At 68.2% G+C, this 22,775-nt stretch carries 27 protein-coding genes; 21 read left to right on the top strand and 6 right to left on the bottom strand.

All coding sequences use genetic code 11. The annotated features are described in order from the left end of the window. The first annotated feature begins 57 nt into the window (after positions 1 to 57). Positions 58 to 951 (top strand): LysR family transcriptional regulator, encoded by an 894-nt coding sequence (locus ACTG4X_RS31955; RefSeq protein WP_097197829.1) that lies wholly within the window; start codon positions 58 to 60, stop codon positions 949 to 951. After that, the gene (locus tag ACTG4X_RS31950) at positions 948 to 1,484 is read left to right on the top strand and encodes an RNA 2'-phosphotransferase (RefSeq protein WP_097197830.1); all 537 of its coding nucleotides are present in this window, start codon (positions 948 to 950) and stop codon (positions 1,482 to 1,484) included. The genes ACTG4X_RS31955 and ACTG4X_RS31950 overlap by 4 nt, the downstream gene beginning before the upstream one ends. Here ACTG4X_RS31950 and rsmI read toward each other — a convergent pair. Continuing rightward, a complete protein-coding gene (gene rsmI, locus ACTG4X_RS31945; RefSeq protein WP_440532838.1) occupies positions 1,481 to 2,434 on the bottom strand; it encodes a 16S rRNA (cytidine(1402)-2'-O)-methyltransferase in 954 nt (317 codons plus the stop codon). The two genes, ACTG4X_RS31950 and rsmI, sit on opposite strands and share 4 nt — an antisense overlap. A 47-nt stretch (positions 2,435 to 2,481) precedes the next feature. Here rsmI and ACTG4X_RS31940 point away from each other — a divergent pair, with 47 nt between their 5' ends. The 3 genes from ACTG4X_RS31940 to ACTG4X_RS31930 all read left to right on the top strand — a co-directional run bounded on the left by ACTG4X_RS31940 (position 2,482) and on the right by ACTG4X_RS31930 (position 4,403). After that, positions 2,482 to 2,856, top strand: a complete 375-nt coding sequence (locus ACTG4X_RS31940; protein ID WP_440532837.1) for a YraN family protein — start codon at positions 2,482 to 2,484, stop codon at positions 2,854 to 2,856. Between the two features lie 87 nt (positions 2,857 to 2,943). Beyond that, on the top strand, positions 2,944 to 3,588 hold the full coding sequence (locus ACTG4X_RS31935; protein WP_093057690.1) for an SIS domain-containing protein: 645 nt from the start codon (positions 2,944 to 2,946) through the stop codon (positions 3,586 to 3,588). Then, positions 3,585 to 4,403 carry a BON domain-containing protein gene (locus tag ACTG4X_RS31930; protein ID WP_179830367.1) on the top strand — a complete coding sequence of 273 codons (819 nt, stop codon included), beginning with the start codon at positions 3,585 to 3,587 and terminating at the stop codon, positions 4,401 to 4,403. The genes ACTG4X_RS31935 and ACTG4X_RS31930 overlap by 4 nt, the downstream gene beginning before the upstream one ends. A 49-nt stretch (positions 4,404 to 4,452) precedes the next feature. Here the strand turns inward: ACTG4X_RS31930 and ACTG4X_RS31925 are convergent, their stop codons facing one another. Beyond that, positions 4,453 to 5,361 (bottom strand): NAD(P)-dependent oxidoreductase, encoded by a 909-nt coding sequence (locus tag ACTG4X_RS31925; RefSeq protein WP_097197833.1) that lies wholly within the window; start codon positions 5,359 to 5,361, stop codon positions 4,453 to 4,455. Positions 5,362 to 5,448: 87 nt separating this feature from the next. Between ACTG4X_RS31925 and ACTG4X_RS31920 the strand changes: the two genes are divergently transcribed. Next, positions 5,449 to 5,931, top strand: coding sequence for a MerR family transcriptional regulator (locus ACTG4X_RS31920; RefSeq protein WP_093057688.1), 483 nt, complete (start codon positions 5,449 to 5,451; stop codon positions 5,929 to 5,931). Then, positions 5,928 to 7,478, top strand: a complete 1,551-nt coding sequence (locus ACTG4X_RS31915) for an MFS transporter (protein ID WP_440532836.1) — start codon at positions 5,928 to 5,930, stop codon at positions 7,476 to 7,478. The genes ACTG4X_RS31920 and ACTG4X_RS31915 overlap by 4 nt, the downstream gene beginning before the upstream one ends. 11 nt (positions 7,479 to 7,489) lie before the next feature. Here the strand turns inward: ACTG4X_RS31915 and ACTG4X_RS31910 are convergent, their stop codons facing one another. Both ACTG4X_RS31910 and ACTG4X_RS31905 read right to left on the bottom strand, forming a co-directional pair. Then, the gene (locus ACTG4X_RS31910) at positions 7,490 to 8,626 is read right to left on the bottom strand and encodes a PilT/PilU family type 4a pilus ATPase (protein WP_097197835.1); all 1,137 of its coding nucleotides are present in this window, start codon (positions 8,624 to 8,626) and stop codon (positions 7,490 to 7,492) included. 27 nt (positions 8,627 to 8,653) lie between these two features. Continuing rightward, positions 8,654 to 9,697 carry a type IV pilus twitching motility protein PilT gene (locus tag ACTG4X_RS31905; RefSeq protein ID WP_007833310.1) on the bottom strand — a complete coding sequence of 348 codons (1,044 nt, stop codon included), beginning with the start codon at positions 9,695 to 9,697 and terminating at the stop codon, positions 8,654 to 8,656. A gap of 51 nt (positions 9,698 to 9,748) precedes the next feature. Between ACTG4X_RS31905 and ACTG4X_RS31900 the strand changes: the two genes are divergently transcribed. Then, positions 9,749 to 10,450, top strand: coding sequence for a YggS family pyridoxal phosphate-dependent enzyme (locus tag ACTG4X_RS31900; RefSeq protein ID WP_440534448.1), 702 nt, complete (start codon positions 9,749 to 9,751; stop codon positions 10,448 to 10,450). A 15-nt stretch (positions 10,451 to 10,465) separates the two neighbouring features. Here ACTG4X_RS31900 and ACTG4X_RS31895 read toward each other — a convergent pair whose 3' ends face one another. Both ACTG4X_RS31895 and ACTG4X_RS31890 read right to left on the bottom strand, forming a co-directional pair. After that, on the bottom strand, positions 10,466 to 10,933 hold the full coding sequence (locus ACTG4X_RS31895; protein WP_093057684.1) for an Lrp/AsnC ligand binding domain-containing protein: 468 nt from the start codon (positions 10,931 to 10,933) through the stop codon (positions 10,466 to 10,468). A 148-nt stretch (positions 10,934 to 11,081) separates the two neighbouring features. Further along, positions 11,082 to 11,540, bottom strand: a complete 459-nt coding sequence (locus tag ACTG4X_RS31890) for a hypothetical protein (protein WP_440532835.1) — start codon at positions 11,538 to 11,540, stop codon at positions 11,082 to 11,084. Positions 11,541 to 11,781: 241 nt separating this feature from the next. Between ACTG4X_RS31890 and ACTG4X_RS31885 the strand changes: the two genes are divergently transcribed. From ACTG4X_RS31885 to ACTG4X_RS31825, 13 genes are all read left to right on the top strand, one after another. Continuing rightward, on the top strand, positions 11,782 to 13,056 hold the full coding sequence (locus ACTG4X_RS31885; protein ID WP_093057682.1) for a Glu/Leu/Phe/Val family dehydrogenase: 1,275 nt from the start codon (positions 11,782 to 11,784) through the stop codon (positions 13,054 to 13,056). A 34-nt stretch (positions 13,057 to 13,090) separates the two neighbouring features. Then, a complete protein-coding gene (locus tag ACTG4X_RS31880) occupies positions 13,091 to 13,612 on the top strand; it encodes an alpha-ketoglutarate-dependent dioxygenase AlkB family protein (protein ID WP_097197838.1) in 522 nt (173 codons plus the stop codon). Between the two features lie 199 nt (positions 13,613 to 13,811). After that, positions 13,812 to 14,438, top strand: a complete 627-nt coding sequence (locus tag ACTG4X_RS31875; protein ID WP_097197839.1) for a nucleoside/nucleotide kinase family protein — start codon at positions 13,812 to 13,814, stop codon at positions 14,436 to 14,438. A gap of 145 nt (positions 14,439 to 14,583) precedes the next feature. Next, positions 14,584 to 15,207, top strand: coding sequence for a DUF2242 domain-containing protein (locus ACTG4X_RS31870; RefSeq protein WP_440532834.1), 624 nt, complete (start codon positions 14,584 to 14,586; stop codon positions 15,205 to 15,207). Between the two features lie 43 nt (positions 15,208 to 15,250). Beyond that, entirely contained in the window at positions 15,251 to 15,724 is a 474-nt protein-coding gene (locus ACTG4X_RS31865; RefSeq protein WP_097197841.1) for a MarR family winged helix-turn-helix transcriptional regulator, read from the top strand. After that, positions 15,721 to 16,746 carry an FUSC family protein gene (locus ACTG4X_RS31860; RefSeq protein WP_097197842.1) on the top strand — a complete coding sequence of 342 codons (1,026 nt, stop codon included), beginning with the start codon at positions 15,721 to 15,723 and terminating at the stop codon, positions 16,744 to 16,746. The genes ACTG4X_RS31865 and ACTG4X_RS31860 overlap by 4 nt, the downstream gene beginning before the upstream one ends. 38 nt (positions 16,747 to 16,784) lie before the next feature. Further along, complete coding sequence (locus ACTG4X_RS31855; protein ID WP_093057677.1) at positions 16,785 to 17,303, top strand: RDD family protein; 519 nt, start codon at positions 16,785 to 16,787, stop codon at positions 17,301 to 17,303. Positions 17,304 to 17,318: 15 nt separating this feature from the next. Continuing rightward, positions 17,319 to 18,038 (top strand): RDD family protein, encoded by a 720-nt coding sequence (locus tag ACTG4X_RS31850; RefSeq protein WP_093057676.1) that lies wholly within the window; start codon positions 17,319 to 17,321, stop codon positions 18,036 to 18,038. Then, complete coding sequence (locus ACTG4X_RS31845) at positions 18,035 to 19,030, top strand: stage II sporulation protein M (RefSeq protein WP_440532833.1); 996 nt, start codon at positions 18,035 to 18,037, stop codon at positions 19,028 to 19,030. The genes ACTG4X_RS31850 and ACTG4X_RS31845 overlap by 4 nt, the downstream gene beginning before the upstream one ends. Further along, positions 19,020 to 19,751: a hypothetical protein gene (locus tag ACTG4X_RS31840; RefSeq protein ID WP_093078972.1), complete on the top strand. Its 732-nt coding sequence runs from the start codon at positions 19,020 to 19,022 to the stop codon at positions 19,749 to 19,751. The genes ACTG4X_RS31845 and ACTG4X_RS31840 overlap by 11 nt, the downstream gene beginning before the upstream one ends. After that, on the top strand, positions 19,738 to 20,526 hold the full coding sequence (locus tag ACTG4X_RS31835; RefSeq protein WP_440532832.1) for a DUF4129 domain-containing protein: 789 nt from the start codon (positions 19,738 to 19,740) through the stop codon (positions 20,524 to 20,526). The genes ACTG4X_RS31840 and ACTG4X_RS31835 overlap by 14 nt, the downstream gene beginning before the upstream one ends. After that, entirely contained in the window at positions 20,523 to 21,764 is a 1,242-nt protein-coding gene (locus ACTG4X_RS31830) for a DUF4350 domain-containing protein (protein WP_440532831.1), read from the top strand. The genes ACTG4X_RS31835 and ACTG4X_RS31830 overlap by 4 nt, the downstream gene beginning before the upstream one ends. Before the next feature lie 14 nt (positions 21,765 to 21,778). Further along, positions 21,779 to 22,774 (top strand): AAA family ATPase, encoded by a 996-nt coding sequence (locus tag ACTG4X_RS31825; RefSeq protein WP_093078969.1) that lies wholly within the window; start codon positions 21,779 to 21,781, stop codon positions 22,772 to 22,774. Position 22,775: the final 1 nt, after the last annotated feature.

The following is a 22,775-nucleotide window of genomic DNA, read 5'->3' as shown; positions in this document are numbered from 1 at the left end:
ATGAAGCCAATCATCAGGAACTACTGATATTTGATGTGCTATCCATAAAATGGATAGATGGAAATTCCACGCACCAACCTCGATGCGTTGCAGTCGTTTGCCGTGTTCGCCGATACGCTGAACTTCAGCGAGTCGGCGCGTCTGTTGCACATCAGCCAGCCGGCACTGCACGCCAAGGTGCGCAAGCTGTCCGAGCAGCTAGACGCAAAGCTCTATGTGCGGGTGGGCAGCGCGCTTGAGCTCACGGGTGCGGGCGAGCAGGTCGCGCGGCATGCGCGGGAGCTGCTCGCGTTCAACCAGCGCTTCGTGAAGGGGCTGGCCGCTGGGCAAGACACGCCGGTCGTTACGCTGGCGGCCGGCGAAGGCGCGTACCTCTACCTGCTGGGCAGGGCGCTGTCGCAGTTCTCGGGGCCGGGTGCGTCGCCGCATCTGCAACTGCTGACGCGCAACCGCGACGAGTCGATCCAGGCGGTGCGGGCGGGCCAGGCACAACTGGGCATCGCGCCGCTCGGCACGACGCCCTCGGACCTGGCTGCAGTGCGGCTGACCGCCGTAGGACAGGTGCTGGTCGTGCCGCGCGCGCATGCACTGGCCTCGCGCAGGTCGGTGCGCTTGCGGGACTTGAAGAACGCGCAATTGATCGTGCCACCGGCGGGGCGACCGCACCGCGAGTTGCTCGGGCGGCTGCTGCAGGCCGAGTCGGTGCTGTGGCAACCTTCGCTCGAAGCCAATGGCTGGGAGCTGATGCTGCGCTTCGCCCAGTTGGGTTTCGGGCTGACGGTGGTGAACGCATGCTGCCGCATCCCGAAGGGACTGGTGGCAATCCCGCTGCATGGCTATCCACCGCTCGAATACCACGTGTTCCACGCGGCCGACCGGCCACCGACGTCACATGAGCGGCGGCTGATGGACGCGCTGCTTGCGCACGGCGACCATTGGAAAACGCCATGACACCCGAAGACGCCAGCAAGTTCATCGCCTATGTGCTGCGGCATGCGCCGGAGTCCATCGGCCTGCGGCTCGATATGCAGGGCTGGGCCGGAATCGACGCGCTGGTGATGGGGGCCGTGGCCGGGGGGCGCGACCTGACGGCGGCTGATGTGCTGCGTGTGGTCGATTCAGGCTCGAAGAAACGTTACGAACTGTCGCCCGACGGGCAGCGCATCCGCGCGCTGCAAGGCCACTCCACGGCGCAGGTCAGCCGCAGCTTCGAGACGGTGGTGCCGCCAGCGCTGCTTTTTCACGGGACGGCCACGCGCTTTCTCAATGCCATTCGCGAGCAGGGTTTGCTGCCAGGCTCGCGGCAGCATGTGCACCTGTCCGCCGATGAAGCCACGGCGGTGCAAGTGGGACAGCGCCACGGCAGGGCGCATGTGCTCAAGGTCGATGCGGGCCGCATGCATGCGCTGGGCCATGCTTTTCATCGCGCCGAGAACGGGGTCTGGCTGACGGGAGCCGTGCCGCCGGAGTTCCTGTCGGGCTAGGCTTCTTCCGCGCCATTGCGAATGCGCAGCGCGGTTTCATACAGCGTATTGCGCGGCGCGCCGCTGATCTCGGCAGCCAGCTTCACCGCGGTCTTCACGGGCAGCTCGGCCAGCAGCAGGCGCAGCACGCGTTCACCTTCCGCGCCGCCGTCGCCGCTCACCGCCACGGGGTGCAGCACCAGCGCAAACTCGCCGCGCGTGCGGTCGCGGTCGGCGCTGAACCACTCGGGCAGGGCGCTGGCCGCGACGGTGGCGATTTCCTCGAACTGCTTGGTGAGCTCGCGGCCGACGGTGATGCGGCGCTCGCCCAGCGTGGCCAGTGCACGCGCCAGGCTCTCGATGCGGTGGGGCGCTTCGAGCAGCACCACGGCGCGCGGCTCTTGCGACAGCGCCTGCACGGCGGTGTCGCGCTCACCAGCCTTGCTCGGCAGAAAGCCGGCGAAGACGAAGGCGCTGCTGCTGGCATTGCCGTCGCTGCCGCCATCGGCCACGAGGCCCGCCGCGCCGATCAGCGTGGTCACGCTGCTGGCGCCCGGCAGCGGCAGCACGCGCTGCCCGGCCGCGCGCACGGCTGCGGCCAGTCGCGCGCCGGGGTCGCTTACGCCGGGTGTGCCGGCGTCGCTGACATAGGCGATGCGCTCGCCCTGCGCGAGCCGCGCGACCACGGTCTGCGCGGCCTCGGCTTCGTTGTGCTGGTGCACCGCCAGCAGCCGCGCGCCGGGGCGGTCGATGCCGTAGGCGCGCAGCATGCTCTGCGTGTGGCGCGTGTCTTCGCAGGCGATGGCGTCCACCAGCTGGAGCACATGAAGCGCGCGCAGCGTGATGTCGGCCAGGTTGCCGATGGGAGTGGCGACCACGTAGAGCGTGCCCTGCGGATAATGCTGCGCACCCGCGGCGTCGTGCGCGGCCGCGAGGGCGGCGCCGAAAGAAGCAGGGGCGAGTGAAGCCAAGAGGTTTCTCCGTCGGAACGAACAAAAAAGATTGCAGGCAGGGAGCCATGAAGACCACCACAACGAAGCATCGGGGCGATGCGGCGGAAGACGCCGCGCTCGACTACCTGCGGGACGCCGGCCTGTTGCTGCTCGCGCGCAATTATCGGACGCCCGGGCGCGGCGGCGGCGAGATCGACCTGATCATGCGCGATCCGCGCGGCTCCTCAGGCGGCACGCTGGTGTTCGTCGAGGTCCGCCAGCGCAGCGCCGGCACGCACGGCGGCGCGGGCGGCAGCATCACAGTGCTGAAGCAGCAGCGCATCGTGTTCGCCGCGCAGCACTACCTGAGCCGGCTGCGCGTGGTGCCGCCATGCCGTTTCGACGTGGTGCTGGTCGAGGAGAAAATCACCTGGCTTCAAGGCGCCTTCGATGCCGGCTGAAGCGCCCCGCATGGGGAACTGAAGCCCTGCCGAGGGCTCCACAACTCACACGTCTTGTTTCACAACCCCCAGTTATCATCCCGCCTCATGCTTGAGCAACGTATTCAGCAGCACTTCATCGATAGTGCCGACCTCAAATACCAGACCGGTCCGGTCCTCAGCAAACCCATCTCTCAAGCGATGCAGGCCATCCTGGCCTGCGTGACCAGCGGCGGCAAGGTGCTGGCTTGCGGTGCCGGCGTGTCTGGCCTGCTGGCGGCCCAGTTCGCCGCGCAGTTCGTGGGCCGCTTCGAACGCGAGCGGCCCGAGCTCGGTGCCATCGCGCTGCCCGGCGACACCACGGACCCCGAGGCCGACAGCGCCAGTGCTGCGGACTCCGATCGCTTTGCCCGACAGGTGCGTGCGCTCGGCCAGGCCGGCGACGTGCTGCTCGCACTGAGCGCCAGCGGGCAGTCTGCGTCGGTGCTGGCTGCGGTGGCGGCCGCGCACGAGCGCGACATGACCGTGGTCGCATTGCTGGGCAACGCCGTTTCGGGCGTGCCTTCGGCTCCGGGCGCGGGCAGCAGCGGCTCGGGCGGCGCCATTGGCCGCGCGCTGCGCGAAACCGACGTCCAGATCAGCGTGCCGCACGAGCGTGCGGCGCGCATCCACGAAATCCACCAGATCGCGCTGCATTGCCTGTGCGACGGCGTGGATGCCCAGTTACTCGGAGAACAGGAAGCTTCCTCATGACCATGACGACCATGAAGACGACATCGACCCAGCGTTTCGCCCTTGCCCTCACCCTGGGCGCCGCACTGGTTGCAGGCCTGTCCGCCTGCGTGCCGCTCGTCGTGGGCGGCGCGGCCGTGGTGGGCGTGGGCATGGTGGCCACCGACCGCCGCAGCTCGGGCGCGCAACTGGACGACCAGGGCATCGAACTGCGCGCCGCGGCCCGCGTGCGCGACATTGCCAACGACCAGATGTACGTGAGCGTCACCAGCTTCAACCGCCAGGTGCTGCTGACCGGCGCCGTGGGCAGCGATGCCGACCGCCGCCGCGTCGAGGACGAGGTGAGCCGCATCGTGAACGTGCGCTCGGTGGTGAACGAACTGACCATCGGCGCCTCGAGCACCTTCCAGGACCGCTCGAACGACCTCTACATCACCGGCAAGGTGAAGGCCTCGCTGCTCGATGCCAAGGACATCTTCGCCAATTCCTTCAAGGTGGTGACCGAGCGCGGCACGGTCTACCTGATGGGCATCGCCACGCGGCGCGAAACCGACCGTGCCACCGAAATCACGCGCGGCATCTCGGGCGTGGTGAAGGTGGTGCGGGTGGTCGAGATCGTGAGCGAGGCAGACCTGGCAGCCAGCCAGGCGGCGAACCAGGCTGCGGCGCAGCGCGGCGGTACGGGCCCGGCGCCGGTGACGTCGGCCTCGCCGTCCACGCCTTCGTCGTCTTCTTCCACCTCGCGCGTGCCGCTGCCGCCGATGGAGCCGCTGCCTGCGTCGGGCTCCACGTCCACGCAGCCTTCGGGCAACGCGACGACCTCGCCGGTGCGCTGACAAACAGGCAGCAGCGTCGCAATGAAAAAGCCCGCATCAGCGGGCTTTTTCATTTGAGTCGAATGATGAGGCTCGACGTGTCCCAGCGTCGCCCGCCGGCCTGCTGAACGTCGGCATAGAACTGGTCGACCAGCGCCGTCACCGGCACGCGCGCGCCGTTGCGCTTGGCCTCGTCGAGCACCAGGCCCAGGTCCTTGCGCATCCAGTCGACCGCGAAGCCGTAGTCGAACTTGCCTTCAATCATGGTCTTGCCGCGGTTCTCCATCTGCCAGCTCTGGGCCGCGCCCTTGCTGATGACGCCCAGCACAGCCTCCATGTCGAGCCCGGCGCGCTGGCCGAAGGCGATGGCTTCAGACAGGCCCTGCACCAGGCCCGCGATGGCGATCTGGTTCACCATCTTCGCGAGCTGGCCGGCACCGCTTTCGCCCAGCAGTGTGACCGCGCGCGAGAACGCCATGGCCACGGGCTTGATGCGCTCGAACGCCGCCGCGTCGCCGCCGCACATCACCGTGAGCGCGCCGTTCTGCGCGCCGGCCTGGCCGCCCGAGACCGGCGCGTCAATGAAGTACAGGCCCAGCGCCTGCGCGGCCTTGGAGAGTTCGCGCGCCACGTCGGCCGAGGCGGTCGTGTGGTCAACCAGCACCGCGCCTTTCTTCATGCCGGCGAAAGCGCCGTCGTCGCCCAGTACCACCGAGCGCAGGTCGTCGTCGTTGCCGACGCAGCAGAACACGATGTCGGCGTCGGCGGCTGCTTCGCGCGGGGTGGCGGCATGGCGCCCGGGCGGGCCGAACTCGGCGGCCCAGGCCTGTGCTTTGGCGGGTGTGCGGTTGTAGACCGTGACGCTGTGGCCGGCCTTGGCCAGGTGGCCTGCCATGGGGCCGCCCATGACGCCGAGGCCGAGGAAAGCCACTGTCTGCGCGGGGACGGATTCGTAGGTGCGGGTGTTGATGCTGCTCATGGGGCGACAGCTTAAAGCCATTCCGCGACAGGTGCGATGTCCTTAACCTGTACGTGAACGTACAGGTTCGAGTAAAATGCTCCGACCATGACCGACCCGAGCCCCGCCAAGACCATCACCGTGCGCGATGCCGCGGCCCGGCTCGACGTGACGCCGCGCACACTCAAGTACTACGAGGAGCTGGGCATCGTGGTGCCGGTGCGCAGCGAGGGCGGCTACCGCTTGTACGAGCAGGCTGACCTCGACAAGCTGGCGCGCGTGCTGCGCATGCGCTCGCTGGGTTTTTCGCTGACAGCCATCACCACGATGCTGCAGCAGCCGATGGAGGCGCCGGCCGAAGGCGGGCGCCCGCGGCTGTCGAATGCGTCACTCAAGACGCTGCGCGAAACGCTCACCGAGCAGTTGGGCACGCTCGATGCGCGCGTGGCGCAGGTCCGCAGGGAGCTCAAGGAGGCGGCTTCGCTACAGGTTCAATTGCGGCGCGACCTCGACTATGTGGAGCGTCGCCTGGCCGGCGAGCCGGTGGAAGAGGCGCTCGAACAGCGCCGCAAGGAACGGCCGGCGTCATGAACACTTCGGCTCTGGCGCGGCCTTCGCGCGGCAATGCCGCGGCCGCGCTGCTGCCCTGGGCCATCGGCCTCGTCACGGCCATCGACTATTTCGACAACGCGCTGTTCGCCTTCTTCGCCAGCTACATCGCCGGCGGCGTCAACGCCTCGCCCGACGAACTCGTGTGGGCTTCGAGCGCCTATGCGCTGGGCGCGGTGCTCGGCATCCTGCATCAGCATGCGTGGATCGAGCGGCTGGGTTACAGGCGCTACCTGGCCGTCTGCATGTTCGCCTTTGCCCTGGGCGGCGTGGGCGCGGCGCTGTGCGACAGCTCGATGCAGCTCACGCTCGCGCGCGCCGTGCAGGGCTACTTCGTCGGCCCGATGCTCGGCGCCTGCCGCATCCTGATCCAGATCGGCATTCCGCCCGCACGCCGCGCCAAGGCGCTGAAGGCGTTCATGGTGCTGATCGTCTTCGGCGGCGCTCTGGCGCCCATCGCGGGCGCCTTTCTCGTGACCAACTTCGATTGGCGCTGGCTGTTCGCGAGCACCGCGCCGGTTGCGGCGCTGATCGGGCTGCTCGTGCTCTGGACGCTGCCCGACATCGGCGACGTCGAGCCGCACGAGCGCACCGAGCCGCACTACGTCGCCTACGTGGTGTTCGCACTCGCGCAGGCTGCGCTGCAGGTGGTGCTGACGCGCTCGCACTTCGAGCTGTTCACCGGCTCGCCCGCGCTGATCGGCCTCACCATCGCCGGCGTGGCGGGGCTTGCATGGTTCGGCTGGCAGCAATGGCAACACCCCGCGCCGCTGGTGCGGCTGCATGCGCTGCGCAACGCGTCGTTTCGCGTGGGGCTGGCGCTCTACGTCGTCTACTACTACCTCTCGACGGGCTTCAGCTACCTGCTGCCACGGATGATGGAAGGCGGGCTCGGCTTCACCGTGGGCAACACCGGCTATTTCACGGGCGCGGCCTCGCTCGCGACCGGGTTGCTGGTGTTCGTCTACCTGAAATACTCGGCACGGCTGGCTCGCAAGAAGTGGCTCATCGTCACGGGCTTCGGTATTGCGGCGCTGGCGGCGTGGTGGCTGTCGCGGGTCACGCCGCAGGCGGGGCGCGAGGCCTTGCTGGTGCCGCTGCTGTTGCGCGGGCTGCTGATGCTGTTCGTCGTGCTGCCGGTGGCGAACCTCACCTTCAAGCCATTCGCGGCGGAAGAGTTCGCGCACGGCTATCGGCTGAAGAATCTTGTGCGCCAGCTGGCGATTTCATTCGCGACCTCGAGCGTGATCGCGCTGCAGCAGCACCGGCTGGCGCTGCATGAGGTGCGGCTCGGCGAATCGGCCAATCCCGCGAACGCGAGCTTCATGCAGGCGCTGGATTCGTTGACCCGTGGGTTCGCGGCGGCGGGCCACGCTGCCGGCGAGGCGCATGCCATGGCGCTGGGCACGCTGTACCGCACGCTGGAACAGCAGGCCACGTTCATGGCCTCGCTGGACGGGTTCACCGCGATGGCGGTGGTTGCGCTGGCGGCGGGAATCTTCGCTGCGTGGCAGCGAACGATCGACTGAGCGATTGCCGCTTAAACGATCGCGAAGTGCTCCGTGCCTGCAGCCAGGTCGGTGCTGCGCGCACGCTGGCTGTTCAGCTTGATCTGCAGCCGCAGGTCGTTTGCCGAGTCCGCGTTGCGGATGGCATCTTCGAAGGTGATCGAGTGGCTTTCGAACAGGTCGAACAGCGCCTGGTCGAAGGTCTGCATGCCCAGGTTGCGGCTCTTGCGCATGATCTCCTTGATTTCGCCGACCTCACCTTTGAAGATCAGGTCGGAAATCAGCGGCGTGTTCAGCAGCACTTCAACCGCGGCCACGCGGCCCTGGCCGTCTTCGGTTGGCACCAGCCGCTGCGAGACCAGCGAACGCAGGTTCAGCGACAGGTCCATCAGCAGTTGCGCGCGGCGCTCTTCGGGGAAGAAGTTGATGATCCGGTCCAGCGCCTGGTTGGCGCTGTTGGCGTGCAGCGTGGCCATGCAAAGGTGGCCGGTTTCGGCGAAGGCCACGGCATGCTCCATGGTCTCGCGGTCGCGGATTTCGCCCATAAGGATCACGTCCGGGGCCTGGCGCAGCGTGTTCTTGAGCGCGGCTTCCCAGCTGTCGGTGTCGATGCCCACTTCGCGCTGCGTCACCACGCAGTTCTTGTGCGGGTGCACGAACTCGACCGGGTCTTCCACCGTCACGATGTGGCCGTACGAATTTTCGTTGCGCCAGTCGATCATCGCGGCCAGCGTGGTCGACTTGCCCGAGCCCGTGGCGCCCACCATGATGGTGAGGCCGCGCTTGGTCATCGACACGTCTTTCAGAATCTGCGGCATGCCCAGGCCGTCGATGGTCGGCAGCTTGGCGGGAATGGTCCGCAGCACCATGCCGACCTTGCCCTGCTGCACGAAGGCGTTCACGCGAAAGCGGCCGATACCGGTCGGCGAGATCGCGAAGTTGCATTCCTTGGTGCGCTCGAACTCCGCCGTCTGGCGGTCGTTCATGATCGAGCGCGTGAGCGCCAGCGTGTGCGGCGCGCCCAGCGCCTGCTGCGACACCTTGGTGACCTTGCCGTCGACTTTGATGGCCGGCGGAAAGTCGGCGGTGATGAACAAGTCGCTGCCATTGCGGCTCACCATGAGCTTGAGCAGGTCGTTGATGAACTGGCTGGCTTGATCGCGTTCCATGATGTCAGTGCTCCTGGGGGCTGTGGATCAGCCGGGGAAATTCTCGGGAATCTTCGCCTTGCCGCGGGCTTCTGCAGCCGAGATGGTATTGCGGCGCACCAGCTCTGTCAGGTTCTGGTCGAGCGTCTGCATGCCCGAGCCCTGGCCGGTCTGGATGGTGGAGTACATCTGCGCCACCTTTGCCTCGCGGATCAGGTTGCGGATGGCGGGCGTGCCCAGCATGATCTCGTGCGCCGCCACGCGGCCCTGGCCGTCCTTGGTCTTGCACAGCGTCTGCGAGATCACGGCCTGCAATGACTCCGACAGCATCGCGCGGATCATTTCCTTTTCCTCGCCGGGGAACACGTCGATGATCCGGTCGATGGTCTTGGCAGCCGACGACGTGTGCAGCGTGCCGAACACCAAGTGGCCCGTTTCGGCCGCGGTCATTGCGAGGCGGATGGTTTCGAGGTCGCGCAGCTCGCCCACCAGGATGGCGTCCGGGTCTTCGCGCAGTGCGGAGCGCAGCGCGTTCGAGAACGACAGCGTCATCGGGCCCACTTCGCGCTGGTTGATCAGGCACTTCTTCGACTCGTGCACGAACTCGATCGGGTCTTCCACCGTGAGGATGTGGCCGTACTCGTTTTCGTTGAGGTAGTTGACCATCGCAGCCAGCGTGGTCGACTTGCCCGAGCCCGTGGGGCCCGTCACCAGCACCAGTCCGCGCGGCTTGAGCGCGAGTTCGCCGAAAATCTTTGGCGCGTTCAGCTGCTCCAGCGTCAGGATCTTCGAGGGAATGGTCCGGAACACCGCGGCCGCGCCGCGCGCCTGGTTGAAGGCATTCACACGGAAGCGCGCAAGGCCGTCGATCTCGAACGAGAAGTCGACCTCCAGGAACTCTTCGTAGTGCTTGCGGTGCGTGTCGCTCATGATGTCGTACACCATGGCGTGCACGCCCTTGTGATCGAGCGCGTCGACGTTGATGCGGCGCACGTCGCCGTTCACGCGGATCATGGGCGGCAGGCCTGCGGAAAGGTGCAGGTCGGAGGCTTTGTTCTTGACGCTGAACGCCAGCAATTGGGTGATGTCCACGGGGCTCCTCGGCTCGAGTTCGGTGACGTTTTGATACGATTTTGGACGATTATGACGATGATTGGCGACGACCTCCAGCAAGTAAACAGCCGGATCGCAAAGGCATGTGTAACGGCCGGCCGCGACCCGGGTGAGGTGCGGCTGCTGGCGGTGTCAAAGACCTTCGGGCCGGAGGCGGTGCGCGAGGCGCATGCGGCGGGCCAGTCGGCCTTCGGCGAGAACTACGTGCAGGAGGGTCTGGACAAGATCCAAGCCCTCGCCGATCTGCGCGCCACCCTCGAATGGCACTGCATCGGCCCTCTGCAAAGCAACAAGACGCGGCCCGTGGCCGAGCACTTCGACTGGGTCCACAGCATCGACCGGCTGAAGATTGCCGAGCGCCTGTCGGCCCAGCGGCCGACTCACCTGCCGCCGCTCAATGTATGCCTTCAGGTTAATGTGGACGGCGGCGCCAACAAGTCCGGCGTGCCGCCTGAAGAGGCACTGGCGCTGGCACGCGCTGTGGCGGCTTTGCCACAGCTGCGGCTGCGCGGGCTCATGGCGATCCCCGAACCGGCGGCGGACTTCGAGGCGCAGCGCGCGTTGTGCCTGCGCGCGCATGCGGTGTACCAGTCGATTCGCGACGCGGGCATCGAACTCGACACGCTGTCGCTCGGCATGAGCGCTGATCTTGAAGCGGCGATCAGCGCAGGCAGCACGATGGTGCGTGTCGGCACGGCGATCTTCGGTGGGCGGGCACGCAAGCCCGCCTGAGGTCAGCTGGCGCGCTCACACCCCCAGCGGGAGGCGCGCGCTGCTCTTCACTTCTTCCATCACCGCATAAGTCCGCGTTTCGCGCACGCCGGGCAATTGCCACAGCACGGTGCCCGCGAACTCACGATAGGCGGCCATGTCGGCCATGCGGGTCTTGAGCAAATAGTCGAAGCCGCCCGCGACCATGTGGCATTCCATGATCTCGTCGCGCACCTGCACGGCGGCCTTGAACTGGTCGAACACATTGGGCGTGGTGCGGTCGAGCAGCACCTCGACGAAGACGGTGAAGCCGCGGCCCAGCTTGTGCGGATCGAGGCGAGCCTCGTAGCCCAGGATGAAGCCGTCGCGCGTGAGCCGCTGCACCCGCGCCAGCACCGCGGTGGGTGAGAGCGCCACCGCCTCGGCCAGCTTGAGGTTGGTGATGCGGCCGTCCTCCTGAAGGATCTTCAGCAGCCGGAGATCGATGCGGTCCAGGTCGAGCATCAGAAGATTATCCGGCCCGAACGCTGATTGCTGGCGGAAGATGCGGCCTATGACCGCTGACCATAGGAGATAGAACCAAGGCGCTGGCGGTGGTCTACCCTGGCCTACCCAGGGCGCCGCCGTGCGCCGTCAGCTCTTTCGCGCGCTCTCAGCGAACCTGGGTCTGCGACTGCGCCGCCGCTTGCTGATTCTTGAGCTGGTCGACCAGTGCGCCGTAGGCGGGGCTCGCGCGCAGCTTGGTGTATTCGGCTGCCGCCTGGCGGTAGCCGGGCTTCGTCATATCGGCACCGGCTTCGCCGCTCTGCTGAGCCGCCAGGCCCGACTGGATCCACAGCCGCGTGTCGGCCGCCACCGCGGCGCGGGTGTTGGCCGAGACGGCGACTGCTCCCTGCTGATAGCCGCTGGTGTAGCCCTGCGTGGGCGCGGTCTTCAGCCACTGCACTGCGTCGGCGGTCACCGCGGAGCGCGTCGTCGACGAGGTCAGCGGCACGGGACGCGGATCGCCCTCGGCGTAGTTGCCGGCGAAGCTCGGCGCTGCGATCACGCCCAGCAGGGCGGCGAGGGTGGCGGTGCCGAGCAGTCGGGTGGTGGAAGCTTGCTTGTTCATTCGGGACTCCTTGAGGGTGGTTGGGTTGCCTTGGTTGGTGAAGCCAACTCTACGAAGCGCATCTGCAGGGTCGATAACCCGTAGATGACGTTTCTGTCAGGTACATCGATGCGATGTGCCGCCCGGGGCTGCGAAACCAAACCTCTCTTGCATAACCGCCAGCGCGGCGCGCATAAGCCATGGCGCGACGCGCGGGAGAGGTCTATCGTTGCGGCCACCCGTTTAAACCAAGGGATCTCTCATGAGCGAAAAACTCTCCTTCGTCAATCCGACCGCGAACAGCCCGTGGGGCACCTATCTCTCGCAGGTCGACCGCGTCGTGCCGTACCTCGGCCCGCTGGCCCGCTGGGTCGAAACCTTGAAGCGCCCCAAGCGCGCGCTGATCGTCGACGTGCCGATCGAGATGGACGACGGCACCATCGCCCACTTCGAGGGCTACCGCGTGCAGCACAACATGAGCCGCGGCCCGGGCAAGGGCGGCGTGCGCTTCCACCCCGACGTCACGCTCGAAGAAGTGATGGCCCTGTCGGCCTGGATGACCATCAAGACCGCGGCCGTCAACCTGCCGTACGGCGGCGCCAAGGGCGGCATCCGCGTCGACCCCAAGAAGCTGTCGCTGCAGGAGCTGGAAAAGATCACCCGCCGCTACACCAGCGAGATCGGCATCATCATCGGCCCGCACACCGACATCCCCGCGCCCGACGTCAACACCAACGGCCAGATCATGGCGTGGATGATGGACACCTACTCGATGAACGTCGGCGGCACCGCCACCGGCGTCGTTACCGGCAAGCCGCTGCACCTGGGCGGCTCGCTGGGCCGCGTCAAGGCCACGGGCCGCGGCGTGTTCGTCACCGGCCGTGAAGCCGCTCGCCGCCTGGGCATGGACCTGCGCGGTGCGCGCATCGCCGTGCAGGGCTTCGGCAACGTGGGCTCGGTCGCGGCTGAACTGTTTGCCGAAGCCGGTGCCAAGATCGTCGCGGTGCAGGACCACACCGGCACCATCGTCAACACCAACGGCCTCGACCTGGCCAAGTTGATCCCGGTGGCCAACAAGGACGGCGTGGTCGCCTTCAAGGCCGGCGGCGACATCGTGCCGAACGAAGACTTCTGGAACGTCGCCTGCGACATCCTGATCCCGGCTGCACTCGAAGGCCAGATCACCGCCGAGCGCGCACAGAAGACCACCGCCAAGCTGGTGCTCGAAGGCGCCAACGGCCCCACGGTGCCGACCGCCGACGACATCCTCGCCGAGCGCGGCGTGCTGGTCGTGCCCGACGTGATCTGCAACGCCGGCGGCGTGACGGTGAGCTACTTCGAATGGGTGCAGGATTTCTCGTCCTTCTTCTGGGACGAAGACGAGATCAACGTGCGCCTCGACCGCATCATGATGAACGCGCTCAACCAGATCTGGGACACGGCGGACAAGCACAAGATCACGCTGCGCACGGCGACGTATGCGGTGGCTTGCGAGCGCATCCTGATGGCTCGTCAAGAGCGCGGCCTGTACCCCTGATCGCACAGCGCCGCTCCTTGTATCCTGCGGACCCATGAGCGGTCCGCCTCTTCACCTCGATCCCGCGTTCGTCGCGGCGCCCGATGCCCTTTTCGAATGGCTCTGCGCCGCGGTGGCGTGGGATGAGCGCATGCGGGCGCGCAAGACGGCCAGCTTCGGCGTGCCCTACAACTATTCGCAGATTGCTTATGAGGCGGTGCCGATGCCTGTCGAGCTGGAAGCCCTGTGCGGCCAGATTGAAGCTCAACTCGGATTTCGCCCCAACAACTGCCTGCTGAACTTCTACGCCGACGGTGCGTCGTCGATGGGCTTCCACTCGGACTCCAGCGAGGCGTTGGCACCCGGCACGGGCGTTGCCATCGTGTCCGTCGGCAGCCCCCGATCCATTGCATACCGGAGCAAGGCCGATAGCACTGTCCGGTTCGACTACCTCTTGCCCCATGGATCGCTGCTCTACATGTCGGATGCCGTCCAGCAGGGCTGGCTGCATGCAATTCCCAAGGCTGAAGGCGCTGGTGTGCGCATCAGCCTGACGTTTCGCGCGATTCTGAAATGACGCCGTCGGCACGGCTGCGGCCGTTGGAGAGTTTCCCGGATGCCCTGTGGCTGGCGGTCAGAGCAGGGGCGACCGAGACACTCTGTGCGCTATCGTCGGCGGATGGCGGCGTCTTTCGTCGGGGCCGAAGGCATCCTTTCGGACTGGCTCAGCCGCCGCGAAGTCCTGCCTGAATGGCATCTCTCCTGAGGTCGTATCGATGAACACTGTTGGCGAAGCAGAAAACGCCCGCATTCACAGCTTGCTCGCCGATGGGCGACGCAAGCTGCTCGGCCTGGTGGGCGCACCGGGTGCCGGCAAATCCACCGTGGCCGAGGCGCTGCGGCAGTCGCTGGGCGACCGCGCCCAGGTCGTCCCCATGGACGGCTTTCACCTCGCCAACGTCGAGCTGCAACGGCTCGGCCGCTCCGGCCGCAAGGGCGCGCCCGACACCTTCGACAGCGCCGGCTATGTCGCGCTGCTGCAGCGCCTGCGCGAGCAGCGGCCCGATGGCGACATCGTTTACGCCCCCGAATTCCGCCGCGAGATCGAGGAGCCGATTGCCGGCGCCATTGCGGTGCTGCCGACGACTCAACTCGTCATCAGCGAAGGCAACTACCTGCTGCACGACGTCGGCCCATGGGCTGGCGCGGCGGCGATGTTCGACGAGGTCTGGTACGTGGACATCGACGATGCGGTGCGTGAGGAGCGCCTGGTGCGGCGCCACCAGCAGTTCGGCCGCAGCGCCGAGGAGGCGCGCGCCTGGGTGGCGAGCACCGACGCGCCCAATGCGCGGCTGATCGCGGCGACGCGGGCGCGCGCGCATCACGTGCTGCCCTGGTCCTGAAAATCTCGCGCGGCAGGGAACGCCGGCGCGCGGGCACGCTCGAAGCCTTGCCGGCAAGGCGCCGGTTAGCATTCGCCGCTCCATGCCGTCCATGCACCTCACTTCTTTCCCAGTTGTTCGCGCCCGGGTTCTCGTACTCGGCCTGTTGTCCGCCCTTGTACTTGCCGGCTGCGGCAGCACATCGCGCCGTGTGAACTACGAGCCCGAAGCCTTCGGCTCGACCACCACCCATACCCGCGACTACGAGGCCACCGAGGCCCAGACCTGCGAGGCCGCGCGCCGCGCGCTGCTGAGCCAGGGCTACATGATCACGGCCGCCAACGCCGACCTCGTGACCGGGCGCAAGAGCTTCCAGCCGGCGGCCGAGGTGCATGTCGAGGTCGAGTTTCGGGTGGTCTGCGCGCGCGAGAGCACAAGAAGCGGCAAGGCCAGCAAGAGCACCGTGGCTTTTGCGACGGCGCTGCAGGACCGCTACGGCATCAAGAAGGTGAACAACTCGGCCAGCCTGGGCGTGGGCGCGATCGGTTCGCTCTCGCTGCCGTTCTCGGGCAGCGACGACGCGATGGTGAAGGTCGCGAGCGAGACGCTGACCGACGAGCGCTTCTACGACCGCTTCTTCGCGCTGCTCGACCGTTTCCTCGAAGGCCCTGAAGGGGAGGACGAAGCCGGGACGCCCACGGAAACAACGCCGGTCGCCTCGCCACCCGCTCCCGCCGCTGCCCAGCCCGCCGTCACCTATCCGGTGAACTCGTCGCCGAACCGGGGCTGACGCCGGGGCTTCAAAGTACCAAGATTCGTCTTACAATCTGGGCATGGTTTCCACCATCCCGGATCCGGCGCAATGCGCCTGGCGCCTTCGCACCTCGGTGTCGCAGCTGACGCGCCAGTTGCGCAGCGGCAGCGCCGCACCCGACGGCCCCAGCGTGGCCAAGCTCAGCGTGCTCGGCCAGTTGCATCGGCATGGGCCGTGCACGCCCACCACGCTGGCAGGGCTCGAACGCGTCAAGCTCCAGTCGCTGACCCGGCTGCTGGCCGAGCTGGAAGCCGAAGGCTGGATCGGCCGCACGCCGCACCCGACCGATGGGCGCCAATGGCTGCTGTCTCTCACGGCCGAGGGCATACGCCGTCTGAAGGCGCTCATGCGTTCGCGCGAGGCGGCATTGGCCGAGGTGATCGGCGCCACGCTCGATGCCGATCAGCGCGCCTTGCTGCTGCAGGCCTGCGGGTTGATCGACGGCATCGCCGCTGCGCTGGAAGGCGGCGATCCACCGGGGCCAGGAGCATGAACGGTGCTCCAGCCCTGCAACGCCTGACTGGCCCCTGGCGCCACGGCCGCTGGCGTCCCGGCGTGCAACTGGCAGCGGCGGTGGCCATCGCCTGGGGCGTCGCCACCGCGTTGCACCTGCCCGAAAGTTTCTGGGCGGTGATGAGCGTGCTGATCGTCATGCGCCCGAGCGCCGGCTCCACGCTCGATGCCGGATGGAACCGCGTGAGCGGCACGGCCGCCGGCGCGCTGTGCGGCCTGGCCGGCGTCTATCTGCAGCACCACGGCGCGCCGATGCTGGCGACCACGCTTGCCGTCGTCATGTTGCTGGCGTTTGCCAGCGCGGCCGCGCCGGGCTTGCGCAGCGCACCGGTGGCCGCGTTGATCATCCTGTCGGCCGGCGGTATTCCCGGCCATTCGGCGCTGCAGGTTGCGCTGCTGCGCATGGCGCAGATCGGCATCGGCGTGGGAGTGGCGCTGGCGGTTTCGACGCTCGTGTCCGAGTACCACGCGGGCGCGCGTTTCGACGAGGGCTGCGCCGCGTTGCTGCACGGCATCGCGAAACGCATGGCCGCTGCGCGAAGGCCTGCCGGTGCCGAGGCGGAGCGCATTCACGCGGGCACGCGCGCGTCGCTGGGCCGGCTGGCCGTGCTGGCCGGTGGCGCTGACCTGGAGGCGCGGTGGTGGCGCCGCGGCACCGCCGGGGGGCACAGTGCCTATCGCGACAAGGCCCGGCTGGCGGCGCGCATCTTCCAGGACGCCGTGGTGCTGGATCGCGTGTTCCGGCAGATGCAGGGCGCGCAGGCCGACGCCGCATGGCGCGAAGCGGCGCAGGCTGCCGGTGCCGCAGTCGCCGGCATGGCCGATGCGCTCGCGGGCAAGGGCGCGCCACCGGACCTCGACGGGCTCGACCGCTGCGCGCAGGCGTCGCAAGGCTCCCTGTCGAATGCACTCCTGGCCGCACCCCTGAGCCTGCTCTTGGACGACCTGCGTACCCTGCAGAGTGCCCTTGTTCGCCCACTGCCGGAGCAGCCCACCCACTAGAATCTTCCGAAAATCAATCGTTTCGGAGAGGGACGGGCATGGAAGATCAGTCGCAGGACGCGCGCTACGCGCCTCCGCAATCCCATGTGGAGGACGTGCTGCAGCCGGGCCAGACGCAGCCCGGCGAACTCGCAACGCGCGGCACGCGGTTTCTGGCCGCGATGCTCGATGCCGGCATCTCCATCGCCGTGATATGGCTCCTGGCGAAGTTCACGCCCATCAACCTCTGGGAGGACGACGGCCTCGGACTCTGGGAGCCACGCATCTCCAGCGCGGCCTCCGGCATCGTTCTCTACCTCGTTCTGCACGGCTATCTGCTGGCCACTCGCGGCCAGACCATCGGCAAGGCGCTGTTCAAGATCCGCATTGCCCGCCCCGACGGTTCGCGGGCGCAGATCGGACGCATCCTGGCCCTGCGCGACGGCCCGGCGTTCTTCACGACCATCTGGCCGCTGCTCGGGCCGATCTACGTGCTGATCGACAGCCTCTTCATCTTCCGTGCGTCGCGCCGCTGCCTGCACGACCAGATCGCCGACACCGTCGTGTTGCAGGCCTGAGCGAGCGCTTCGCCAGTGCGCCTCGACACGCTCTACACCGCCGAGACCCCGGAAGGCATCGCGCTCTCGCTGCGCCCGGCCGGCCTGGTCGCGCGCGGGCTGGCGTATCTCATCGACTTCGCGATCCGGCTCGGCATCTTCACCGTGATCTCCATCGCCGTCGGCATGATGGGCAAGATGGGCTTCGGCATCCTGCTCATCAGCTACTTCTGCCTCGAGTGGCTCTACCCCGTGATCTTCGAGCTCACGCGCGCGGCGGCCACGCCCGGCAAGCGCGTGATGGGGCTGCGCGTGGTGATGGACTCGGGCCTGCCCGTGACGCCTGCCGCCGCGCTCACCCGCAACCTGCTGCGCGCGGCCGACTTCGTGCCGGCCTTCTACGGCGCGGGCATCGTGTCGATGCTGTGGCGGCGCGACAGCAAGCGGCTTGGTGACCTGGCCGCCGGCACGCTGGTGGTGTTCAGCGACCACGTGAGCCTGCACGGCGAGGTGCCCGCGGCCGAACCGCAGGCCCCCGCACGGCCGCTGTCGGCGCGCGAGCAGATGGCCATCGTCTCTTGGGCCGGACGCGCGACGCGCCTGACCCCTGAGCGCTTCGACGAACTCGCCCGCGTCGCCGAGCCGGTGCTGGGCCCCGACACTTCCGGCGCCTCCGCGTCGCAACGCCTGCTGGGCGTGGCGCAATGGGTGCTGGGCCGCCGCGCCGGCGCCGATGCGCGAGGAGGCGGGCGATGACGCCACTTGATTTCGAAGCCGCCTATGCGCCGCTGTGGACCGAACTCGAAGCCGTCATCCGCGTGGCCGAGACCAAGCGCAAGTTCGACGGCGCGCGGCTCGCCACGCTGTACCGCCGCGTGTGCGAGCACCTGGCGCTGGCGCAGGCGCGCGCCTACCCCATTCACCTCACCCAGCGGCTCGAAAGCCTGACCCAGAGCGCGCACCGGCTGATCTACCGGCAGCACGACTACGGCCTGGCACGCTTCGCCCGGCTCGCGCTGGTCGATTTTCCCGAGGCGGTGCGGGCGCACCGCGTCTACCTGCTGGTGTCCGCGCTGATGTTCGTGCTGCCCTTGCTGGCGGCGGGCTGGGCGGCCTACCGCGACCCGGGCTTCATCCTGCACCTGCTCGACGCCAGCGCCGTGCAGCAGTTCGATTCCATGTACAGCGACAGTGCCGAGTCGCTGGGCCGCACGCGCAGCGCAGGCGATGACTGGCAGATGTTCGGCTTCTACATCATGCACAACATCGGCATCGGCTTTCGCTGCTTCGCGGCCGGCATATTCGCCGGCGTGGGCAGTGCCGCGGTGGTGGTGTTCAACGGCGTGCAGATCGGCGCGGTCGGCGGCTACCTGATCGCGGCGGGGCATGCCGAGAACTTCTGTTCCTTCGTCATCACGCACTCGGCCTTCGAGCTCACGGCCATCGTGCTGGCGGGCGCGGCCGGCCTGCGGCTCGGCTATGCGTGGGTTGCGCCCGGCCGCTACACGCGGCTCGAATCGCTGCGGCTGGCCGCACGGCATGCCGTGGTGATCGTCTACGGCGTCATCGGGCTGCTGCTGGTCGCCGCCGCGATCGAGGCCTTCTGGTCGTCGGCGCGCTGGATCGCGCCGGCCGTGAAGTACGGCGTGGGCGGCGCCTGCTGGGTGCTGGTGCTGGCGTACCTGGGCTGGCAGGGCCGGCCGCGCGCCGCTGCTGCTACTGCAAAGGCTGAAGACCGTGCAGGTTGACGGCCTCGCCATCGCGCTGCGACCACGGCCCATGGCCGAGGCCGCGGATCTGGGCGCCCAGCTGGTGCGCAGCCATGCGCGCTCGGTGTGGCGCACCTTCCTGCCGGTGTACGTCGTGACCGTGCTGCTCGCCCTCTGCACGGTCGAGATCGCCGGCTGGCTGCCCAGCCTGCTGATCTTCTGGCTCAAGCCCTGGTTCGACCGCAGCCTGCTGTTCGTTCACTCGCGCGCGGTGTTCGGGCAGGAGACGCGCTGGTCCGACCTCTGGCAAAACCGCCGCGCGGTGTGGGGCGGGCAACTGCTGCGCACGCTGCTGTGGCGGCGGTTTTCGCCCTGGCGTTCATTCACCCAGGCAATCGACCAGCTCGAAGGCCAGCGCGGCAGCGCCCGGCGCAAGCGGCGCACCCAGTTGCTGCGCGGACGGCGCGGCGCGGCCACGGGCATGCAGATGGTGTTCGCCAACGTGGAGATGGCGCTTGATATCTGCCTGCTGTCGCTGCTGTTCTGGTTCGCGCCGGAGGGCAGCGCGAAGGATCTGTTCGGCTGGCTCACGCAGTCGGACGTTCCGCTGCAGAGCCTGCTGACGGCGGGGGCCTATGCGCTCGTCGTCGGCGTGCTGGAGCCGTTCTACGTGGCGGCCGGTTTTGCGATGTACCTCAACCGCCGGGTAGAGCTCGAAGCGTGGGACATCGAGCAGGAGTTCCGCCGTGGGTTCCGCTGACACCTCCAGGCTTCGCGCACTTCGTATCGCGGCGGCTGTGTTGGCTGTGTGCGCCATCGTCGCGATGACGCCGCCGGCAGTCGCCGCCGAGGCCCCGACCCGCGAACAGGTGAAGACCGCAGTCGACAAGGTGCGCGCCGATCCGAACATGCCCGGCACCAAGACCGAAAGAAAGCTGCGCTTCAAGGAACGCGACGACGAAGAGGAAGACGAACCCGAGAAGAAGACCGACAGCCTCGACTGGCTGCGCGATTTCATCAGGTCGGTGGCCGAGGGCGCGCGCTGGCTCATCTGGGGGCTGGGCGCGCTGGCGCTGGCCTGGCTGGTGGTTCGCCTGCGCCGCTGGATGCAGGTGCGTGCCGGCGGTGCGCGGCCCGGCAAGGAACTGCTGCCCAGCCATGTCGGCAGCCTCGACATCCGGCCCGAAAGCCTGCCCGACGACATCGGCAACGCCGCGGCCGCACTCTGGCAGCGCGGCCAGCACCGGCCCGCACTGTCGCTGCTGTACCGCGGCGCGCTGTCCCGCCTCGTGCACGCGCATGAAGTGCCGGTGCGAGCCGCGAGCACCGAGGGCGAATGCATGCTGCTCTCCGCGACCCGGCTGACGCCCGATGCGCAGGCCTTCTTCGTGCGACTGGTCGGGGTCTGGCAACTGGGGGCGTACGGCGGTCGGCTGCCTTCCACCGCGCAGGTGCTGGCGGTCTGCGGCGAGTTCGATCGGCATCTTTCCGCCGCCGCGCCAGCCGTCGCCGATCTGAAGGGCGCCGTCGCATGAACGCCTGGCTGGTTCGCATCGGCTCGGTGCTCGTGCTGGCGGCAATCGGCTTCTGGCTGGTCTCCGCCACCGAATGGGCCGACACCGAAATACCGACGCCCGCGAGCGGCGAGGCCAAGAAGAATTCGTTCTACGGCGCGCAGGTGATGCTGCGCGAGCTCGGCGTCCAGGTGGTCAAGCACGACAGCCTCGACACCATGCCCCCCGCGCAGGCACGGCTGGTGCTCGCCTCCAGCCACTGGGACATGTTCCCCGAGCGCGAACAGCGCCTGCGCCAGTGGGTCGAGCAGGGCGGGCACCTTGTGATGCCCAGCCACCTCGTCAACAGCGACCTGCTGGAAGGCTGGATCCCGCTGGTCCGCGAAAAGCCGCCCGCCGGGGACGAGAAGAAAGAGTCGAAAGAGCCATCCGGACCCAGGAAGCGACTGCCCAAGTCGCAGTTTGCCGAACCCGCCAAGGACGCGGATTGCCATGCGGTGACCGAGCCCGAAACCGTGCCCGCGAGCTTCGCCGGTGGCCGCAGCTTCCGCATCTGCACCTGGTGGTCGCCAGCGCGTTACCGGCCCGCCGACAAGCAGCCGCCGCCCCTGTGGACCGTGCTCGGCGCGAAAGGCACCGAAGCGATCCGCGTGCAGGTCGGCCGCGGCACCGTCACCGTGATGCCCTGGGGCCTGTGGCACAACGCGAGCCTGACGCGCGGCGACAACGCGCTGTTCGCCGTTGCCGCGGTACAGGCGCGCAGCGGCGCCGAAGTCTGGTTCGTTGCCGAGGAAACGCGCGAACCCTTCCTGCGCTGGATCTGGAACAAGGGCTGGGCGGCCCTGCTCGTGGGCCTGCTGGCGCTGGCTGTTGCGCTTTGGCGAGCGGCCGTGCGCTTCGGGCCGCTGGCGCCCTCGGCCGGCACGCATCGGCGTTCCATGGCCGAGCAGGTGCGCGGCACCGCCGGCTTTCTGCACATGCACGGCGCCGACGCGCTGCACGCCGCGCAGCTGCGCGCGCTGAACGAATCCGCCGGCCGCCAGCTGCGCGGCTATGCGCGCCGCGATGCCGCCGCGCGCGCCGCCGCAATCGCGCAGGCCACCGGGCTGGAGGCGGCCATGCTCGTTCGGGCGATGGGCGAGCGGGCTCGCCATGCCGGCGCCATGTCGGTCGACCTGGAGGTGCTGGAAACCGCGCGCCGGCGGCTCGACGCCCACGGGCCGTTCATGCCTTCACCTTCTTCTTCATCCACATCCTGAACCGAGAGACGCTCATGCAAGCCATCCAACCCGAAGAACTGACGCGTGCGGCCCAGTGGCTGCAGACGCTGCGCGCCGAGGTCGGCCAGGCCGTGGTCGGCCAGCTCGAGGCGGTCGACCAGACGCTGATTGCGCTGGTCGCTTCGGGCCACGTGCTGATCGAAGGCGTGCCGGGGCTCGGCAAGACCCTGCTTGCCCGGGCGCTGGCGCAGGCCATGACGCTGCGCTATGCGCGCGTGCAGTTCACCCCCGACCTGATGCCCTCGGACATCACGGGCCACGCGGTGCTCGACCTCGCCGCGCGCGGCGAGAGCAGCCTCGGCACGCTACGCGTGCACCAGGGCCCGGTGTTCACCAACCTGCTGCTGGCCGACGAAATCAACCGCGCGCCGGCCAAGACCCAGAGCGCGCTGCTCGAAGTCATGCAGGAGTACCAGGTCACGCTCGAAGGCACGGCCATGCCGCTGCCGCGCCCGTTCATGGTGATGGCCACGCAGAACCCGATCGACACCGAAGGCACCTACCCGCTTCCGGAGGCACAGCTCGACCGCTTCCTGCTGAAGATCGACATCGGCTTTCCGAGCCACAGCGAAGAGAACGCCATCGTGCAGCTGACCACGCGCCAGCGTGCCGGCAACCAGTTTCCGCTCGAGGCCGTGCGCCCCTGCCTCGACGAGGCGCAGGTGCTCGAACTGCAGCGGCTGGCCTGCCTGGTGCAGGCCGACGAGCGCGTGATCGACTACGCGGTGCGCATCGCGCGCGCCACGCGCGACTGGCCGGGGCTCTCGTCCGGCGCCGGGCCGCGCGGCACCATGGCCCTGGTGCGCGCCGCCCGCGCCGCCGCGCTGATGGCCGGGCGCGACTTCATCACGCCCGACGACGTGGCGCGCCAGGCGCTGCCCGCACTGCGGCACCGCGTGATGATCTCGCCCGACGCGCAGCTCGAAGGCCTGGGCGTCGACACCCTGCTGCGCGCCGCCCGCGACAGCGTAGAGGCACCAAGGCTCTAGG

It is taken from the genome of Variovorax sp. YR566 (genome assembly GCF_051992195.1).
Taxonomy (GTDB): Bacteria; Pseudomonadota; Gammaproteobacteria; order Burkholderiales; family Burkholderiaceae_C; genus Variovorax.
This window is presented reverse-complemented; position numbering and strand designations above follow the sequence as displayed.

Coding starts and splice junctions, on each gene's coding strand:
- ACTG4X_RS31940 (WP_440532837.1), top strand. CDS start 2,482: ATGAAGACCACCACAACGAAGCATCGGGGCGATGCGGCGGAAGACGCC.
- ACTG4X_RS31920 (WP_093057688.1), top strand. CDS start 5,449: ATGACCGACCCGAGCCCCGCCAAGACCATCACCGTGCGCGATGCCGCG.
- ACTG4X_RS31950 (WP_097197830.1), top strand. CDS start 948: ATGACACCCGAAGACGCCAGCAAGTTCATCGCCTATGTGCTGCGGCAT.
- ACTG4X_RS31930 (WP_179830367.1), top strand. CDS start 3,585: ATGACCATGACGACCATGAAGACGACATCGACCCAGCGTTTCGCCCTT.
- ACTG4X_RS31895 (WP_093057684.1), bottom strand. CDS start 10,933: ATGCTCGACCTGGACCGCATCGATCTCCGGCTGCTGAAGATCCTTCAG.
- ACTG4X_RS31865 (WP_097197841.1), top strand. CDS start 15,251: ATGGTTTCCACCATCCCGGATCCGGCGCAATGCGCCTGGCGCCTTCGC.
- ACTG4X_RS31830 (WP_440532831.1), top strand. CDS start 20,523: ATGAACGCCTGGCTGGTTCGCATCGGCTCGGTGCTCGTGCTGGCGGCA.
- ACTG4X_RS31825 (WP_093078969.1), top strand. CDS start 21,779: ATGCAAGCCATCCAACCCGAAGAACTGACGCGTGCGGCCCAGTGGCTG.
- ACTG4X_RS31955 (WP_097197829.1), top strand. CDS start 58: ATGGAAATTCCACGCACCAACCTCGATGCGTTGCAGTCGTTTGCCGTG.
- ACTG4X_RS31855 (WP_093057677.1), top strand. CDS start 16,785: ATGGAAGATCAGTCGCAGGACGCGCGCTACGCGCCTCCGCAATCCCAT.
- ACTG4X_RS31880 (WP_097197838.1), top strand. CDS start 13,091: ATGAGCGGTCCGCCTCTTCACCTCGATCCCGCGTTCGTCGCGGCGCCC.
- ACTG4X_RS31915 (WP_440532836.1), top strand. CDS start 5,928: ATGAACACTTCGGCTCTGGCGCGGCCTTCGCGCGGCAATGCCGCGGCC.
- ACTG4X_RS31925 (WP_097197833.1), bottom strand. CDS start 5,361: ATGAGCAGCATCAACACCCGCACCTACGAATCCGTCCCCGCGCAGACA.
- ACTG4X_RS31890 (WP_440532835.1), bottom strand. CDS start 11,540: ATGAACAAGCAAGCTTCCACCACCCGACTGCTCGGCACCGCCACCCTC.
- ACTG4X_RS31845 (WP_440532833.1), top strand. CDS start 18,035: ATGACGCCACTTGATTTCGAAGCCGCCTATGCGCCGCTGTGGACCGAA.
- ACTG4X_RS31885 (WP_093057682.1), top strand. CDS start 11,782: ATGAGCGAAAAACTCTCCTTCGTCAATCCGACCGCGAACAGCCCGTGG.
- ACTG4X_RS31875 (WP_097197839.1), top strand. CDS start 13,812: ATGAACACTGTTGGCGAAGCAGAAAACGCCCGCATTCACAGCTTGCTC.
- ACTG4X_RS31860 (WP_097197842.1), top strand. CDS start 15,721: ATGAACGGTGCTCCAGCCCTGCAACGCCTGACTGGCCCCTGGCGCCAC.
- ACTG4X_RS31910 (WP_097197835.1), bottom strand. CDS start 8,626: ATGGAACGCGATCAAGCCAGCCAGTTCATCAACGACCTGCTCAAGCTC.
- ACTG4X_RS31900 (WP_440534448.1), top strand. CDS start 9,749: ATGACGATGATTGGCGACGACCTCCAGCAAGTAAACAGCCGGATCGCA.
- ACTG4X_RS31935 (WP_093057690.1), top strand. CDS start 2,944: ATGCTTGAGCAACGTATTCAGCAGCACTTCATCGATAGTGCCGACCTC.